Source organism: Marinobacterium zhoushanense (assembly GCF_014641945.1).
GTDB classification, from domain to species: Bacteria; Pseudomonadota; Gammaproteobacteria; order Pseudomonadales; family Balneatricaceae; genus Marinobacterium_D; species Marinobacterium_D zhoushanense.
In genome coordinates, this window is sequence record NZ_BMIJ01000009.1 from 173,883 (window position 1) to 189,237 (window position 15,355).

The following is a 15,355-nucleotide window of genomic DNA, read 5'->3' on the forward strand; positions in this document are numbered from 1 at the left end:
CGTGGCATGGGTTCTATTCGTGAAGGGGAGAATGGATGGTATCCGGGATGGATGTTTCGCACGACAGAGTTGATCTGGTCATCGTCGGCGGCGGTATGGTCGGGGTGGCACTGGCCTGCGCACTGGCGCCAACCGGATTGTCGATCAGGATCCTGGAGAGCCGTGACGGCTCGCCGCAAAGCCTGATCGATGCCCTGCCGGAGTTGAGCGCCGAGGGTTTTGATCCCAGGGTCAGCGCGCTGACCTGTGCCTCCCAGCAGTTTCTGACCCATGTCGGCGCCTGGTCCAGAATGCAGGCGGCACGTATCTGCCCCTATACCGATATGAGTGTCTGGGATGGGAGGGGGCGCGGCGCGATCCAGTTCAGCGCCGCTGAACTGCACGAGCCCTGTTTGGGGCATATCGTGGAAAATCGCGTGACCCTGGCCGCGCTCTATGCCGCAATGCAGGAGATCGACACTATCCGTTTCCAGCCTGGAGCCAAGATCAAGTCGGTCTCCCCGCCCGATACCCAGGGGATACGCACCCTGCGTCTGGCCGGTGGCGAGTCGTTGAGCACGGCGCTGCTGGTCGGTGCCGATGGCGCCCACTCCCGTATCCGTGCCATGACCGGTATGGGGGCGACCGAGTGGGACTACGGTCATCATGCGATCGTGACCACAATCGAGACCGAATTGCCGCACCGCTCTACCTGTTGGCAGCGCTTTACCGAGGATGGCCCGCTGGCGCTGCTGCCGCTGGCCGATCCGTCCGAGCGCAAGCTGTCGATCGTCTGGTCCACCTCGCCGAGCCACGCCCGCGAGTTGATGGCGCTGGATGAAAATGCCTTCTGCGCCGAGCTGGGCCATACCTTCGAATACCGTCTTGGTCAGGTGCTGAGCTGTGATACGCGCCATCTGCATCCGCTGCGTCAACGTCATGCACAGCGCTATGTGCAGGCGGGACTGGCGCTGGTCGGCGATGCCGCTCACACCATCCATCCGCTGGCCGGACAGGGCGTCAATCTGGGCCTGCTCGATGCGGCAGCGCTGGCCGAGGTGCTGATCGACGCCCGGGATCGCGGCGAAGCGCCGGGGGATGAGCGGGTGCTGCGCCGCTACCAGCGCATGCGTCGTGCCGACAACCTGCAGACTGCTGCGGCGATGGAGGGGTTCCGGCGGCTGTTCGATGACCTGCCGGCACCGATTCGGCTGCTGCGCTCCAGTGGTATGAGTCTGGTCAATCGCCTGGCACCGGTTAAACAGCACTTGATGTTGATGGCGATGGGGCTACGCGGCGAAGTGCCGCGCCTGGCGCGGCGCCCCTGAACGCAGTGGGTCGGCGATTGAACTGCCCCGGTTTTGCCGATACATTGTCTGCCTTTTTCGGCAGTGCCGGGCAGTGCGGCGAATTTTGGCATGGGCGTCTACACTGGTTTGGCTGGTGCCGCTGACAGTGCCGCCGTAGTGTATTGGATGCGCATGGGCATGAATGGGTTTTCCTGAAGTTGACGGCTAAGGATCAGAAGATGAGCAATGTCCCGAGTGAACTGAAATATGTTGCCAGCCATGAGTGGATCCGTGATGAGGGTGAGGGTGTCGTCACCATCGGTATCACCGACCATGCGCAGGAGCTGCTGGGCGATGTAGTGTTTATCGAGTTGCCTGATGTGGGCGCGGAAATCTCCGCTGGCGATGAAGCCGGCGTTGTAGAGTCGGTAAAGGCGGCGTCCGATATCTATGCCCCGCTGAGTGGCAAGGTGATTGCCATCAACGAGGATCTGGAAGATGCGCCGGAACTGGTCAACAGCGACCCCTACGGCGATGGATGGTTTTTCCAGCTGCAGATCAGCGATGCCGAGGAGATGGACGAACTTCTCGATGCCGACAGTTACACCGAGCAGTGCGAGGCTGAATAAGCCTTAGCGATAAGTTACCACCTCTTGATCTGTCCCGGCTCGGCCGGGACAGTCATGTTATCGAAACGATCATTATGACTTTTAAACCCCTGGTGCTTCAGGCCAACGCCGACCGTCGTCTGCGTGCAGGTCATCTGTGGATCTACAGCAACGAAGTCGATACCAAACGCTCGCCGCTGAAAGAGTTCGAACCCGGCGAACAGGTAGAGGTGCTGAATGCCCGGGGCAAGGCGCTGGGCCTTGCCTATATCAATCCCAATACTCTGATCTGCGCGCGACTGATCAGCCGTGACACGGATCACCCGCTGGATCGCTCGTTGCTGGTGCACCGGCTCAAAGTGGCCGCGTCCCTGCGCGAGGCGATGTTCGACCAGCCCTGCTACCGTCTGGTCTATGGCGACTCCGACGGTTTGCCGGGTCTGGTGATCGACCGTTTCCACGATGTCTTCGTAGTGCAGGTCTCCACGGCCGGTATGGAGCGTGTGCAGGATCAGGTGATCGATGCGCTGAATAAGGTGTTCAAGCCGGCGGCGATCGTACTGCGTAACGACAGCAAAATGCGCGCGGTCGAGGGGTTGGAGACCTATGTCGAGGTGGTTCAGGGTCAGGTGCCCGAGCTGGTGCCGCTGGTCGAGAATGGTGTCCAGCTGATGGCGCCGGTGCTGACCGGGCAGAAAACCGGCTGGTTCTACGATCATCGTGAAAACCGTGCGCGCATGCAGACCATGGTGAAGGGTAAGCGCGTGCTTGACCTGTTCAGCTATGTCGGAGGCTGGGGTGCACAGGCACTGGCGGCTGGAGCGGAAGAGGTGTTCTGTCTGGATGCGTCGGCCGGCGCGCTTGAGGTGGCGGCGGAAAATGCGCGCCTCAACGAGGCTGAAAGTCGTTTCCGCGCGTTGCAGGGTGATGCCTTCGACCTGTGTAAGGCGATGGTGGCGGAGCGGGAGCGGTTCGATGTAGTCATCGTCGACCCCCCGGCGTTTATCCAGAAACGCAAAGACGTGAAAAATGGTGAGCGCGCCTATGCCCGCATCAATAACTTCGCCATGCGTCTGCTGGCCCGGGATGGCGTGCTGATCTCCGCATCCTGCTCGATGCACCTGCAGCGGGAGCGTCTGGTCGATATGCTCAGGGCCAACAGTCGAGAGCTGGACCGCACGGCGCAGATATTTGCCCAGGGTTATCAGGGCTCGGATCATCCGATTCATCCGGCGATTCCGGAAACAGAGTATCTCAAGGCCTATTTTTTACGCGTGTTGCCGGCCAGTTGAGCGCGTTGCTTGCGCGGGGCCAGAGCTGAGGAGGGAGAGTATGGAGTACAGACTGCTTGGACGTTCCGATCTGCGGGTAAGCCGCATCGCGCTGGGGACGATGACCTTTGGTCGCAGTAACAGCGAGGCCGAAGCCTTCGAACAGATGGACTATGCCCTGGCGCAGGGCGTCAACCTGTTCGATGCGGCGGAGATGTACCCGGTACCCACCGATCCGAAGTTTCAGGGCAACACCGAGCGCTGTATCGGCAACTGGATGAAAGCGCGGGGCACCCGCGACCAGGTCATCGTCGCGACCAAGGCCGCCGGGCCTGGCGACCAGGTCAGCTATATCCGTCCCGATCTGCACTTTGACCGCGCCAATTTGCGCAAGGCGGTGGAGGACTCGCTGAAGCGCTTGCAAACCGATTATATCGACCTCTATCAGCTGCACTGGCCCGACCGTGCGACCAATATGTTCGGGCGTTTGGGCTACGAGCATAAGCCGGAGAACGATGGTACACCGATTCTGGAGACACTTAAGGCGCTGCAGGAGCTGGTCAGTGAGGGCAAGATCCGCCATATCGGCCTGTCCAACGAGACCGCTTGGGGTACGATGAAGTTTCTGCAACTGGCCGAGCAGCACGACCTGCCACGACCAGTCTCGATACAGAACCCCTACAATCTGCTGAACCGCTCGTTCGAGGTGGGGTTGGCCGAAGTGGCCATGCGAGAGCAGGTCGAGCTGCTGGCCTATTCGCCGATGGCATTCGGTGTGCTCAGTGGCAAGTATCTGGACGGTGTGCGGCCGGAGGGTTCCCGTCTTGCCCAGTTTCCGCAGTTTGCCCGTTATATGACCGAGTCTGGCCTGGCTGCCACTCAGGCTTATGTCGATCTGGCCAAACAGGTTGGCCTGGAGCCGGCGATGCTTGCGCTGGCCTTCGTCAACAGCCGCGAGTTTCTCGGCTCCAATATTATCGGTGCCACCCGGATGGAGCAGCTGAGGGCCGACATCGCGTCGCTGGAGATCCAATTGGGTGACGAAATCAGCGCCGAAATCGAGGCGATCCACCGTCGTTACACCTATCCCTGTCCTTGATAATGAAAATTATTCTCTGACAGGAAAAAGCGCTATTCCTCTGCCACACTTTAGCTGCTAGAGCATTAAAGCAGAGGAGATAGAATCGCATGCTAGATCAGAAACGGGTGCGCGACTTGATGTTGCCTGTCGCGCGGCCATTGACCGGCCAGATGGCGCTGTCGGACGCCGTTGAGTTGATATTGGCGTCGGGGCAGATGGGGTTGCCGGTCATCGACGAAAACCGTGCCGTGGTCGGTTTCCTGTCCGAACACGATTGCCTGCGCTATCTCGTCAGCAGTAGCTATTACTGCGACAGCCGCATCCAGGTAGTCGATATCATGCACCAGGAGCCACTGTGTGTGGCACCGGGTGACAGCGTATTGGAGTTGGCCCAGCAGATGAGCAAGGTCAAGCCGAAAAATTATCCGGTGGTCGATCGCGGCAAGCTGATAGGGCTGATCACGCGGCGCCAGGTGATGACCGAGCTCAATCGCATGCTGCGTGAGTGCAAGGTGGCGATCTGAGGTCAGGGTTCAGCTGCGGAGATCGAGAATTGGCCAGTCGCGCTCGACGGCGATCTGCCGCAGTTTGTCGTCCGGGTTGACCGCATAGGGAAAATCGACTTGCTCCAGTAGGGGCAGGTCGTTGTTCGAGTCGCTGTAGAAGCTGCTTTCCTTCAGTGAGTAGCCAGTCTCTTCCAGCCAGATATTGAGCCGTTCCACTTTTCCGCTCTGGAAACAGGGCGTTCCCGCCACTCTGCCGGTGAACCGGTCGCCCAGCCGTTCCGGCTCGGTGGCCAGCAACCCATCGACACCCAAACGTTTGGCGATCGGAGCGGTCACGAAGCTGTTGGTGGCGGTGATGATCAGCAGGTAGTCCCCGGCCTTGCGATGTCGTTCGAGCAGTGCATGTGCGGCCGGAAGCATCATCGGTTCGATACACTCGGTCATGAATTGATCATGCCAAGCCTGAAGCTGCTCCGGTGGGTGATTGGCCAGCGGCCTCAGGGCAAAGTTCAGAAATTCGTGGATATCCAGTGTGCCGCTCTGGTACTGGCGAAAGAAATGGTCATTGGTCGCGCGATACTCGGCCTCATCGACGATGCCTTGCTTGCACAGAAACTCCCCCCAGGCATGATCGCTATCGCCGTTGAGCAGGGTATTGTCGAGATCGAAGATGGCTAGACGCACGCGTATTCACTCCGGAGTTAGCAGCTGATATCGGGTTGAGATCGCTTGGGCGGGCTAGGCTAGAGGTAGCCGATAGGTGATGCAAACCGGACTGGCCGGTGTTAAGTGCCGGTCTGGCAGGCTATTTGCTCGGCCCGGGATCTATGGAACAATAGCTGCATATTACTATAGTTATTTCGGGATTGAGAATTGATCGATTCAGACGGCTTCAGACCGAATGTCGGTATCATTCTGGTCAATGCTCTGGGTCAGGTGCTTTGGGCAAGGCGTATCGGGCAGGATGCCTGGCAGTTTCCGCAGGGGGGTATTCAAGGTCGTGAAACCCCCGAGCAGGCGATGTTTCGTGAGCTGAAAGAGGAGATCGGGTTATCGCCGAAGGATGTCGAGGTTCTCGCGGTAACACGAGGCTGGTTACGCTACCGGCTGCCCAAACGTATGATCCGACGCCATTCGCACCCCGTGTGCGTGGGGCAGAAACAAAAATGGTTTCTACTGCGTATGCTCAGTCATGATAGCGCAGTAAGAATAGATGAAACTGACTCGCCGGAGTTTGATGGTTGGCGTTGGGTCAGTTACTGGTATCCTCTGGGGCAGGTGGTCTCCTTCAAACGGGAGGTCTACCGTAAAGCACTGCGAGAATTATCGCCGAAGCTGGCGCGTCTGTAGCCGTTAGCAGAGCGTTAGAGAGAGCAGACTGTTAGAGAGATAAGGGGCTGTGTAGATGGCGGCGATGTTGAATGTGCTGCGTAAGATCGTTCAGGAGGTGAGTGCTGCTCCGGATCTGGAGTCGGTACTTGATCTAACGGTCAGACGCATTCAGCGCGCCATGCATACACAGGTCTGCTCCATCTACCTGCTCGACACTATCTCCCAACGTTACGTGTTGATGGCCACCCAGGGACTCAATCCGGAATCCGTCGGCGTGGTCAGTCTGTCGCCCACCGAAGGGGTCGTCGGCCTGGTCGGGCAGAGGGCAGAGCCGATCAACCTTGAAGACGCCTCGGTCCACCCCTCCTACATCTATCTGCAGTCTACCGGCGAAGAGCGGTATCACGCGTTTCTAGGTGTGCCAATCATCCACCAGGGCGAGGTGCTTGGCGTCCTTGTGGTGCAGCAGTTCGAGCGCCGCCGATTCGATGAGGCGGAAGAGGCGTTCCTGATCACCGTGTCGGCGCAGTTGGCCGGGGTTATCGCGCATGCCGAGGCGACCGGTTCCATTCAACCGGTCGGTAACCACGCAGGCACCGGCACGGGTGCTGGAATACCGGAAGACCGTCAGTTTTCCGGTGTTGCCGGTGCCCCCGGTGTGGCGGTGGGGCAGGTATTTGTCGCCTCGCTACCGGCAGACCTGGAGGGGGTGCCGGATAAGCCGGCGCGCAATATCGAGGCGGAGTTGGATAGATTCAATACCGCGCTCGAGGCGGTACGTGGCGAAGTCCGGGAAGTTAGCCGAATGCTGGCGCAACGCCTGCGCAGCGATGAGCAGGCGCTGTTCGATGTCTATATACGCATGCTCGAGGATAACGCGCTGGCCGGGCAGGTGGCGGAGCGGATACAGGCGGGGAACTGGGCGCAGGGTGCGCTGCGCGAAGTGGTGGACGACCATGTGCGCCAATTTTCATCGATGGATGATCCCTATCTGCGCGAGCGGGCGACCGATATTCGCGATCTGGGACGTCGCATACTGAGCCACTTGCAGGAGAGTACGAGTTCCGGCGAGGTGGAGTACCCGGACAGTACGATTCTGGTCGCTGACGATCTATCGCCGACGATGCTCGGCCTGGTGCCGGAAGACAAGCTGGTCGGCCTGGTGTCAGTGAGTGGATCCGGTAACTCGCACGCCGCGATTCTGGCGCGCTCCATGGGGATCCCAACCGTCATGGGGGTGGTCGATCTGCCGTTTACCCGCCTGGAGGGGCGCGACGTCATCATCGACGGTTATACCGGTCGGATCTACGTTAACCCTTCGGACGATCTGAAGAACGCCTTCCGTGAGATCCTGCGTGAAGAGCAGATGATCGCGGCCGGACTGGAAACCCTGCGTGACCTGCCGGCACAGACCACTGATGGCTATCGTATGCCGCTTTGGGTGAATACCGGTCTGGTCAGTGATGTGGAGCGCTCACTTGAGCGCGGCGCCGAGGGTATAGGCCTGTATCGCACCGAAATTCCGTTCATGACACGGGACTTTTTTCCCAGCGAGCAGGAGCAGCTGAAGATCTACCGCCGCCAGCTGGAGGCGTTCGCGCCGCGTCCGGTGACCATGAGAACGCTGGATATCGGTGGTGATAAATCGCTGCCCTACTTTCCGATCGAAGAGGAGAACCCGTTCCTTGGCTGGCGCGGCATTCGCGTTACGCTCGATCACCCGGAGATCTTTCTGGTCCAGGTGCGCGCCATGTTGAGGGCAGCGCAGGGCTTCAATAATCTGCGGATCATGCTGCCGATGGTGACCAGCATGAATGAGGTCGAAGAGGCCTGCGCCCAGATCGACCGTGCTGTGCAGGAGCTGCAGGAGGAGGGGCTTGATGTCGAACGGCCGCCGATCGGCATCATGGTCGAGGTACCTGCCGCGGTCTATCTTACCCGCCGTTTTGCTCGCAAGGTGGACTTTATCTCCGTCGGTTCCAACGACCTGACCCAGTATCTGTTGGCGGTGGATCGCAACAACCCCCGGGTGGCTGGCCTGTACGCGCCCTACCATCCGGCGGTGCTCAAGGTGCTGCACTTTATTGCCCAGGAGGCGCGCAAAGAGCACAAGTCGGTGTCGATCTGTGGCGAGATGGCTGCCGACCCCGGCGGTGCGCTGCTGCTGATGGCGATGGGCTACGATGTGCTGTCGATGAACTCCAATAATCTACCCAAGGTTAAATCGGCGATCCGGGGTACCAGCCTGGCGCAGGCCAATGCGCTGCTGCAGCGGGTGATGCGCATGGATGATGCCGACGCGATACACCACTACCTGCGCACCTCTTTGAAGAGTATGGGTTTGGGCAACCTGACCCGCCCGGTTCTCCCGGGTCGCGACTGAGTCGCAACCGAGTTCAGACACCCAGTGGGCTTAGCCAGAGGGTAAAGTCGCTTTGGCCGCGGGGGCCGCTGCGGTCAAAGCGGCGCTCGACGATACGTGTCAGTCCGTTGCGTGCCTGCATCAATACCGTCGTTGCGCGGGTGCCATAATTGCCACTGCGGATCAGGCAGGATGACAGCAGTCGCTCCTTCTCCTGTGGGATACCGGTATCCGGTAACTGATCGTCTTTCGCCGGGGTGTCATCGTTCAGTACCTCGAGCAGCTGCACCGCATCCAGTGAGGGGTCGGACAGGGTCTGTTGCATCGCCTGTCTGGCCCTGCGTGTTTTGGGCCACTCGCTGGTCAACAGCGCGTTGCTCAACGTGTGTATCCCGCTGCCCAGGCGCTCGAGTCGACCGCCCCGGTTGCCGCTGTAGAACAGACCATCGCGATCGCCGCGGATCAGGTTGTAGCCGGTGGTGACCTCCTCCGGGGGGCGATAGCGCTCGGCCGGCGAGGCGCTCAGCAGAAAATCGGTGACCAGTTGTCCGCGGGAGGCGCCGCCAAGCTGGCGTTCCCGTCCATCCCGGTAGTTGGTCACCGCGGCGAAGCGCCCGTTGCGGCTAAGTCCCATCCAGGTGCCGCCGGCCTGCAGATCGCGCCCGGCAATGATCGGCGCATCGGGCCAGAAACCCAACGCCTGGGTCGGGCGGCTGTGGAACTCATCCCGATTGGCTACCAGCAGTAGTGGCCAATCCGGATGCTGGTTCAGGGCAATTACGATAAGGCACATAGTGAAAAGGCTCCCGGCGGCATCCGTTCCTTGAGCGTTGGCGGGGATGTTCAGCATCTCTGTTAAGCCCTACTATAGTGCACTTTTCAGCTAACAGGACAGGAAGGATGTTGCTGACGTTTGCACTCTACCTGCTGCTGGGCGCAGTGGCAGGGTTTGTTGCCGGGTTGTTCGGCATCGGTGGCGGGCTGATTATTGTACCGGTACTGATCTTCAGCTTCTCGGCCCAGGGCATGGCCCCGGAGGTGCTGACCCATGCGGCGGTGGCGACCTCGCTGGGAACGATAGTGTTCACCTCGATCGCCTCCATTCGCGCCCATCACCAGAAAGGCGCTGTGTGCTGGAACCTTTTCCCGTCGCTGTCAGTCGGTATCCTGGTAGGAGCCCTGACCGGGGTCTGGATAGCGGGCGCGCTAAGCGGTGCTGTGTTGCAGTTGCTGTTCGGCGTTTTCACGCTCGGCGTTGCGGCGCAGATGGCATTCGACCTCCGGCCCGGGGTTGGCGGACATGCGCCGGGCACAGGCGAACTGGTGGTTGCAGGGAGCGGCGTGGGCTGTGCGTCGGCGATTTTCGGCATCGGCGGCGGCACGCTGACCGTGCCCTACCTGCACTGGCGTCAGCTGAGCGTGCAGCAGGCGGTGGCGACCTCTGCCGCCTGTGGTTTGCCGATCGCCCTGATGGGGGCTGTTGGCAATATCTGGTCCGGCTGGAATGAAAGGATGATGCCCGGCTGGCATCTGGGCTATATCTATCTGCCGGCGCTGATCGGCATAGTGCTGTCCAGCTCCTTTTTTGCGCGCTACGGTGCCCGGCTGGCGCACCGGCTGCCGCAGCAGCAGCTGAAAAAGATCTTTGCGCTGTTGCTGGCTGTCGTCGGCCTGCGCTTTTTGATTACCAATCTGTATTTGGGGTTATAACGTGTGGGTGCATGATATAGATCCGCTGGCACTGGATCTCGGACCGTTGAAGGTCCACTGGTATGGACTGATGTATCTGGTCGGGTTTGCCGCCGCTTGGGCATTGGGCAGTTGGCGTGCCCGTCAGCCCGGCTCCAGCTGGAACGAGCAGCAGGTGTCTGACCTGGTGTTCTGGGGAGCCCTAGGGGTGATTCTCGGCGGCCGTTTCGGCTATGTGCTGTTCTATCATTTTGATTACTTTCTCGAAGATCCGCTCTGGCTGTTCGCGATCTGGGAGGGGGGGATGTCCTTTCATGGCGGCTTGCTTGGCGTGTTGATTGCCATTGCCTGGTTTGCCCACCGGTATGGCAAGCGCTTTTTCGAGCTCAGCGACTTTGTCGCGCCGTTAATTCCTATCGGTCTCGGCGCCGGACGTGTGGGTAACTTCATCGGCGGTGAGCTATGGGGTCGGCCGACGGATCAGAGTTGGGGGGTTATCTTCCCGCGCGCGGCCGACGGTTTGGGTCGGCACCCGTCTCAGCTGTATGAGGCGGCGCTGGAGGGGGTAGTGATGTTTGCGGTTCTCTGGTGGTACTCGTCAAAACCCAGGCCGCGGATGGCCGTTTCCGGTCTGTTTCTGCTGCTCTACGGCCTGTTTCGCTCCTTTGTCGAATTTTTTCGCGAGCCGGACGCCCATCTTGGCTTTCTCGCGTTTCAGTGGTTAACCATGGGGCAGTTGTTGTCCCTGCCGATGATATTGGCCGGTGTGCTGCTGATCATCTGGGCGTATCGTGGCGACAGCGCTGCGCCGGGCGGTGCGCGCGGGCCGTTAAAGCGTTAAAGTATGGGCTCCCACCGGTATTAGAGAAGAAAGAGTCGTATGCAACAGTATCTCGATCTGATGCGTGAGATCGTCGAGCAGGGTGTCGATAAGGGAGACCGCACAGGTACGGGGACACGCTCGCTATTCGGGCGTCAGCTCAGGTTCGATCTCAGTCGTGGCTTTCCGTTGCTGACCACCAAGCGGGTGCACCTGAAATCAATTATCTACGAGCTGCTCTGGTTTCTCTCCGGTAGTACCGACAATACCTGGCTCAATGAGCGCGGCGTTACCATCTGGGATGAGTGGGCGCTCGAAAATGGCGAGCTGGGGCCGATTTATGGCAAGCAGTGGCGCTCCTGGGCCTGTCCGGATGGCAGCACGGTGGACCAGATTGCGGAGTTGTTGGCGCAGATTCGTCGCAACCCCGACTCCCGTCGCCTGATCGTCAGTGGCTGGAACCCGGCCGATCTGCCGGATGAATCGATTGCACCTCAGCAGAATGTGCGCAACGGCAAGGCCGCGCTGCCGCCCTGCCATACCCTGTTTCAGTTCTACGTCGCCAACGGCCGGTTGAGCTGTCAGCTCTATCAGCGCAGCGCCGACTACTTTCTGGGAGTGCCGTTCAATATCGCCAGCTATGCGTTGCTGACCCATATGATCGCCCAGCAGTGCGAGCTCGAGGTCGGTGAGTTCGTGCACACCTTCGGTGACCTGCATCTGTACGCCAACCACCTGAGCGATGATTCGATTGTCGCCGAGCAGTTGTCGAGAATGCCGCGAGCATTGCCGAGGTTGACGATCAAGCGTAAGCCCGCCTCCCTGTTTGAGTATGAATTTGAGGATTTCGAGATCGAGGGTTACGACCCCTATCCCGCGATCCGTGCCCCTATAGCGATCTGAGGAGTCCGCATGAACGTGGCTGTGATAGTGGCCCAGGCCGAAAATCGGGTGATCGGTAATCAGAACCGCTTACCCTGGCATCTGCCCGAAGATCTGCAGTACTTCAAGCGGGTCACGATGGGCAAGCCGATCATTATGGGACGCAAGACCTTTGAGTCGATCGGGCGTCCTCTGCCCGGGCGCTGCAATATCGTGATTACCCGTGATTCGGCCTGGGGCGCTGAGGGTGTGGTGGTCGTGGCGTCGCCCGAGGCGGCGATAGAGCGGGCGGCGGCGCAGGCGGAGATCGACGGTGTCGATGAGGCGTTGGTGATCGGCGGGGCCGAGATCTATCGGCAGATGCTGCCGCTGTGCGACCGGCTCTACCTGACCCAGGTGCATGCCGAGGTGCCGGGCGATGCGCATTTTCCGGTGTTGGACACTGCTCAGTGGCAAGAGCTCGGTCGGGAAAACTTGGATGCTTCGGACACCAACCCCTACGACTACAGCTTTATCGTGCTCCAGCGGGTGTCGACAGAGGCGGCCCGTTGATGAAGATTGATAATCTGCTCAGCCTGCTCAGTGATGGCGCATTCCACTCCGGTCGAGAGTTGGGCGAGACGCTGGGTATCAGTCGCTCGGCGGTGTGGAAGCAGATTCAGCGGCTGGAGGCTCTTGGTATCGAGGTCTACAGCGTCAAGGGGCGGGGCTATCGCATCCCGGCAGGACTGGACCTGCTGGATCAGGCCCGGTTTGCCGAGATGCTGGCGCCGGAACTGGTTGCGCGTCTGGATCGGCTGGAGTTTACGAAGGAGGTCGAGTCGACCAACGTGCTGGCGTTGGCGGCACTCAGGTCGGGTGCGCGCAACGGTCTGTTTGCGGCAGAGTTTCAAACCCGTGGTCGTGGGCGTCGCGGTCGTGAGTGGGTGAGTCCCTATGCGGCAAACCTGTGTTTTTCGCTGGCCTGGCGCTTTTCCGCAGGCTTGGCGGCGCTGGAGGGGCTGAGTCTCGGGGTTGGTCTTGCGCTGCGCGAGGGGCTTCGCCGTATCGGCGTCGAGGATGTGCAGCTGAAGTGGCCGAACGATCTGCTCAGCCGCGGACGTAAGCTCGGTGGCATACTGGTGGAGGTCAGTGGTGACGCCGCTGGCGAATGCGAGGTGGTGATCGGTGTCGGTCTCAATGTGGCAATGCCCGCAAAGCAGCTTGAGCAGATCTCGCAACCCAGTATCGATGTCAGCAGTCTGGTATCGAGCCATCCGGGACGTAATCGTTTATTGGCGATCCTGGTGGAGTCCCTGATTGAGACCCTGGATACCTTCGAGTCTCAGGGATTTGCGGTGATGCGTGAACAGTGGCAGCAGGCCAATGCCCATCGTGACGCAGCGGTGCGACTGATCAGTGGTGTCAACGAGATCAGCGGCATCTGTCGCGGCGTCGATGATCGTGGTGCGTTGCTGTTGGAGTCCGAAGGGGCGGTGCAAGCGTACTACGGTGGCGAGATCAGTGTGCGTGCACAGCAGGGTTGATACGGGCGTGTCGGTAATTCTCGAGATCGATATCGGAAACACCTTTTTAAAGTGGCGTCTGCGTGACCTGTCCAGTGGCTGTCTGCGCAGTGGCAGAGTGTTGACCGGTGAGGCGCTGGGGTCGCTGGTCTCGGAGTGGGGGCAGGGGATCGATGAGGTGTGGATCGGTTCGGTAGCGGCGGATGAGGTCAATCGCAGTCTAACCGATCTGCTGCTCGCAAACGGCTTTCCGTCGCCCCGTTTTGCACGCACCGAGGCGGCCGCCGCGGGGGTTATCAACAGTTATGACAACCCCGCCTTTCTCGGAGTTGATCGCTGGTTGGCGATGTTGGCCGCTAGGCAGCGCGCCGCTGGCGCCTGCTGTGTGGTGGATTGTGGCAGCGCCATTACCATCGACTACCTGGCTGCGGATGGGCGCCATATGGGCGGCTATATACTTCCGGGTATGCGACTGCTGCAGCGGGCTTTGCTGGGCAATACTGCGCGGGTATTTGTCGACCGTCCGCTTGCCGTGTTCGATCCGTCGCCGGGGCGTAATACCAGCGATGCGGTAACCCATGGTGCAGACTTTATGTTTGATGCCATCCAATTGCGGCTGAAGCAGAGTCTGGATCCGCAGGTAGCGCTATACATAACCGGCGGCGATGGCGAATTGTTTCAGCGTCTGCTTGGGCGTGGTGAGTGGGTTCCCGACCTGGTGTTGGATGGTTTGCAGTTCGCGCTGGAGGGGTAGGGATGCTGCGCTGGTTGTTTCTGCTGTTGCTGCTGGCTAATGCGTTGCTGTTTTTTTGGTATGCGCAGCAGCGCGCGGCTGAGCCCGAGGTTAAGGTCTCGACGTCGGGCGGTGCCGGGTTACGTCTGTTGTCGGAGTTACCGGCCAATGAGGTGTTGCCGGCACGGGAGCGTGTCTGTCTGAGTTATGCGCCGCTGAGTTCGCAGTACGAGGCGCAGCGGCTGGAGTCGGTGTTGGCGTCCGAGCCGGTAAGTACTGAGACTGTTCGGTTGCCTGCGGTCGTAATCGGTTGGCGTCTGGTGCTGCCTCTACCGGCGGACGCAGCGCAGCGTATCGAGCTGCTCGATGCCCTGGCCCGTGAAGGCTGGGTGCCGGAAAGTCGTGGCGGATTGCTCTCCTTTGGGCGATTTCCCGATCTGGTCTCACTGAACGGTGTGCGCAATCGACTGCCGCCGGACCTGCGCGAGCGTGTGCAGGCGGAGGAGATCGTTGCCGATGAGGCGTTTTGGCAGGTGCGCGTGAAGCATCTGGCTGGTTACGAAATATCCAGTGAAATCAATCAGCTTGTAGCGGCGAGCTGGCCGGGCATAAAAATCGAAAAAAATGATTGTGAAGGGGTTGCAACCCCCAAAGGCGATCAGTAAGATACGCCCCACTTCGTTGCCAAGGCCGGTATAGCTCAGTTGGTAGAGCAACTGACTTGTAATCAGTAGGTCCGGGGTTCGACTCCTCGTGCCGGCACCAGTTGAGACAGCGAAGCGGTAGTGGTGAGGTTCCCGAGTGGCCAAAGGGATCAGACTGTAAATCTGACGCGCGAGCTTCGGTGGTTCGAATCCACCCCTCACCACCATCAACCACGCTGACGTGACTCCGCGGCAGAGTGGTGTTAAGTCAGCTGGCATCGGCGGGTATGGTATAGTGGCTATTACCTCAGCCTTCCAAGCTGAAGAGGCGGGTTCGATTCCCGCTACCCGCTCCAAAAACGTTGTGCTCATGTAGCTCAGGGGTAGAGCACACCCTTGGTAAGGGTGAGGTCGGCGGTTCAAATCCGCCCATGAGCTCCAGATTAAGAAGGGTAGATATAGCGATATGTCTACCCTTTTTCGTATTTGGCGACCTAGGCATCAAACGAACAGGTTGGGAATTCAAAATGGCTAAGCAATCATTTGAACGTAACAAGCCGCACGTCAACGTCGGCACCATCGGTCACGTTGACCACGGTAAAACCACCCTGACTGCGGCTCTGACCCGTGTATGTTCAGAAGTATGGGGCGGCG

The 15,355-nt window shown here is 59.9% G+C and carries 17 protein-coding genes and 4 tRNA genes; 19 read left to right on the plus strand and 2 right to left on the minus strand.

Annotated features, from left to right (window positions below; translation table 11 throughout):
• The first annotated feature begins 47 nt into the window (after positions 1–47).
• The 5 genes from IEX40_RS20295 (at position 48) to IEX40_RS20315 (ending at position 4,752) form a co-directional block, all read left to right on the plus strand.
• The gene (locus IEX40_RS20295) at positions 48–1,307 is read left to right on the plus strand and encodes an FAD-dependent monooxygenase (protein ID WP_188751731.1); all 1,260 of its coding nucleotides are present in this window, start codon (positions 48–50) and stop codon (positions 1,305–1,307) included.
• Between the two features lie 200 nt (positions 1,308–1,507).
• A complete protein-coding gene (gene gcvH, locus IEX40_RS20300; RefSeq protein WP_188751733.1) occupies positions 1,508–1,897 on the plus strand; it encodes a glycine cleavage system protein GcvH in 390 nt (129 codons plus the stop codon).
• 74 nt (positions 1,898–1,971) lie between these two features.
• The gene (locus IEX40_RS20305; RefSeq protein WP_188751735.1) at positions 1,972–3,168 is read left to right on the plus strand and encodes a class I SAM-dependent rRNA methyltransferase; all 1,197 of its coding nucleotides are present in this window, start codon (positions 1,972–1,974) and stop codon (positions 3,166–3,168) included.
• A gap of 40 nt (positions 3,169–3,208) precedes the next feature.
• The gene (locus IEX40_RS20310) at positions 3,209–4,246 is read left to right on the plus strand and encodes an NADP(H)-dependent aldo-keto reductase (RefSeq protein ID WP_188751737.1); all 1,038 of its coding nucleotides are present in this window, start codon (positions 3,209–3,211) and stop codon (positions 4,244–4,246) included.
• Between the two features lie 89 nt (positions 4,247–4,335).
• Positions 4,336–4,752 (plus strand): CBS domain-containing protein, encoded by a 417-nt coding sequence (locus IEX40_RS20315; protein WP_229680865.1) that lies wholly within the window; start codon positions 4,336–4,338, stop codon positions 4,750–4,752.
• Between the two features lie 9 nt (positions 4,753–4,761).
• Here the strand turns inward: IEX40_RS20315 and IEX40_RS20320 are convergent, their stop codons facing one another.
• On the minus strand, positions 4,762–5,418 hold the full coding sequence (locus IEX40_RS20320) for a histidinol-phosphatase (RefSeq protein ID WP_188751739.1): 657 nt from the start codon (positions 5,416–5,418) through the stop codon (positions 4,762–4,764).
• Positions 5,419–5,607: 189 nt separating this feature from the next.
• Between IEX40_RS20320 and IEX40_RS20325 the strand changes: the two genes are divergently transcribed.
• Together IEX40_RS20325 and ptsP are read left to right on the plus strand one after the other, a co-directional pair.
• Positions 5,608–6,084, plus strand: coding sequence for an RNA pyrophosphohydrolase (locus IEX40_RS20325; protein ID WP_188751741.1), 477 nt, complete (start codon positions 5,608–5,610; stop codon positions 6,082–6,084).
• A gap of 64 nt (positions 6,085–6,148) precedes the next feature.
• Positions 6,149–8,449 carry a phosphoenolpyruvate--protein phosphotransferase gene (gene ptsP, locus IEX40_RS20330; protein WP_188751782.1) on the plus strand — a complete coding sequence of 767 codons (2,301 nt, stop codon included), beginning with the start codon at positions 6,149–6,151 and terminating at the stop codon, positions 8,447–8,449.
• Positions 8,450–8,462: 13 nt separating this feature from the next.
• On the opposite strand, the gene IEX40_RS20335 is transcribed toward ptsP, so the two are convergent.
• Positions 8,463–9,221, minus strand: coding sequence for an NRDE family protein (locus IEX40_RS20335; RefSeq protein ID WP_188751743.1), 759 nt, complete (start codon positions 9,219–9,221; stop codon positions 8,463–8,465).
• 107 nt (positions 9,222–9,328) lie between these two features.
• Here IEX40_RS20335 and IEX40_RS20340 point away from each other — a divergent pair, with 107 nt between their 5' ends.
• The 12 genes from IEX40_RS20340 to IEX40_RS20395 all read left to right on the plus strand — a co-directional run.
• A complete protein-coding gene (locus tag IEX40_RS20340; RefSeq protein ID WP_229680866.1) occupies positions 9,329–10,138 on the plus strand; it encodes a sulfite exporter TauE/SafE family protein in 810 nt (269 codons plus the stop codon).
• Position 10,139: 1 nt separating this feature from the next.
• Positions 10,140–10,958: a prolipoprotein diacylglyceryl transferase gene (gene lgt, locus IEX40_RS20345; RefSeq protein WP_188751745.1), complete on the plus strand. Its 819-nt coding sequence runs from the start codon at positions 10,140–10,142 to the stop codon at positions 10,956–10,958.
• A 39-nt stretch (positions 10,959–10,997) separates the two neighbouring features.
• Positions 10,998–11,840: a thymidylate synthase gene (locus IEX40_RS20350; RefSeq protein ID WP_188751747.1), complete on the plus strand. Its 843-nt coding sequence runs from the start codon at positions 10,998–11,000 to the stop codon at positions 11,838–11,840.
• Positions 11,841–11,849: 9 nt separating this feature from the next.
• Complete coding sequence (locus tag IEX40_RS20355; RefSeq protein WP_188751749.1) at positions 11,850–12,371, plus strand: dihydrofolate reductase; 522 nt, start codon at positions 11,850–11,852, stop codon at positions 12,369–12,371.
• Entirely contained in the window at positions 12,371–13,345 is a 975-nt protein-coding gene (gene birA, locus IEX40_RS20360) for a bifunctional biotin--[acetyl-CoA-carboxylase] ligase/biotin operon repressor BirA (RefSeq protein WP_188751751.1), read from the plus strand. Before IEX40_RS20355 ends, birA begins: the two co-directional genes overlap by 1 nt.
• Before the next feature lie 7 nt (positions 13,346–13,352).
• Positions 13,353–14,078: a type III pantothenate kinase gene (locus tag IEX40_RS20365; RefSeq protein ID WP_229680867.1), complete on the plus strand. Its 726-nt coding sequence runs from the start codon at positions 13,353–13,355 to the stop codon at positions 14,076–14,078.
• A gap of 2 nt (positions 14,079–14,080) precedes the next feature.
• On the plus strand, positions 14,081–14,722 hold the full coding sequence (locus IEX40_RS20370; protein ID WP_188751755.1) for a hypothetical protein: 642 nt from the start codon (positions 14,081–14,083) through the stop codon (positions 14,720–14,722).
• Positions 14,723–14,746: 24 nt separating this feature from the next.
• A tRNA-Thr gene (locus IEX40_RS20375) sits at positions 14,747–14,822 on the plus strand.
• Between the two features lie 22 nt (positions 14,823–14,844).
• A tRNA-Tyr gene (locus tag IEX40_RS20380) sits at positions 14,845–14,928 on the plus strand.
• 54 nt (positions 14,929–14,982) lie between these two features.
• A tRNA-Gly gene (locus IEX40_RS20385) sits at positions 14,983–15,057 on the plus strand.
• A 10-nt stretch (positions 15,058–15,067) separates the two neighbouring features.
• Positions 15,068–15,142: transfer RNA gene (locus IEX40_RS20390), tRNA-Thr, on the plus strand.
• An 86-nt stretch (positions 15,143–15,228) separates the two neighbouring features.
• A partial coding sequence (locus tag IEX40_RS20395) for a GTP-binding protein (protein ID WP_229680869.1) occupies positions 15,229–15,355 on the plus strand: 127 nt, incomplete at its 3' end.

Bases quoted from the DNA above. Each gene is read 5' to 3' on its own strand.
- IEX40_RS20370 (WP_188751755.1), top strand. From the start codon at position 14,081: ATGCTGCGCTGGTTGTTTCTGCTGTTGCTGCTGGCTAATGCGTTGCTG.
- IEX40_RS20335 (WP_188751743.1), bottom strand. From the start codon at position 9,221: ATGTGCCTTATCGTAATTGCCCTGAACCAGCATCCGGATTGGCCACTA.
- IEX40_RS20340 (WP_229680866.1), top strand. From the start codon at position 9,329: ATGTTGCTGACGTTTGCACTCTACCTGCTGCTGGGCGCAGTGGCAGGG.
- birA (WP_188751751.1), top strand. From the start codon at position 12,371: ATGAAGATTGATAATCTGCTCAGCCTGCTCAGTGATGGCGCATTCCAC.
- IEX40_RS20310 (WP_188751737.1), top strand. From the start codon at position 3,209: ATGGAGTACAGACTGCTTGGACGTTCCGATCTGCGGGTAAGCCGCATC.
- IEX40_RS20295 (WP_188751731.1), top strand. From the start codon at position 48: ATGGATGTTTCGCACGACAGAGTTGATCTGGTCATCGTCGGCGGCGGT.
- gcvH (WP_188751733.1), top strand. From the start codon at position 1,508: ATGAGCAATGTCCCGAGTGAACTGAAATATGTTGCCAGCCATGAGTGG.
- ptsP (WP_188751782.1), top strand. From the start codon at position 6,149: ATGTTGAATGTGCTGCGTAAGATCGTTCAGGAGGTGAGTGCTGCTCCG.
- IEX40_RS20350 (WP_188751747.1), top strand. From the start codon at position 10,998: ATGCAACAGTATCTCGATCTGATGCGTGAGATCGTCGAGCAGGGTGTC.
- IEX40_RS20305 (WP_188751735.1), top strand. From the start codon at position 1,972: ATGACTTTTAAACCCCTGGTGCTTCAGGCCAACGCCGACCGTCGTCTG.
- IEX40_RS20355 (WP_188751749.1), top strand. From the start codon at position 11,850: ATGAACGTGGCTGTGATAGTGGCCCAGGCCGAAAATCGGGTGATCGGT.
- IEX40_RS20315 (WP_229680865.1), top strand. From the start codon at position 4,336: ATGCTAGATCAGAAACGGGTGCGCGACTTGATGTTGCCTGTCGCGCGG.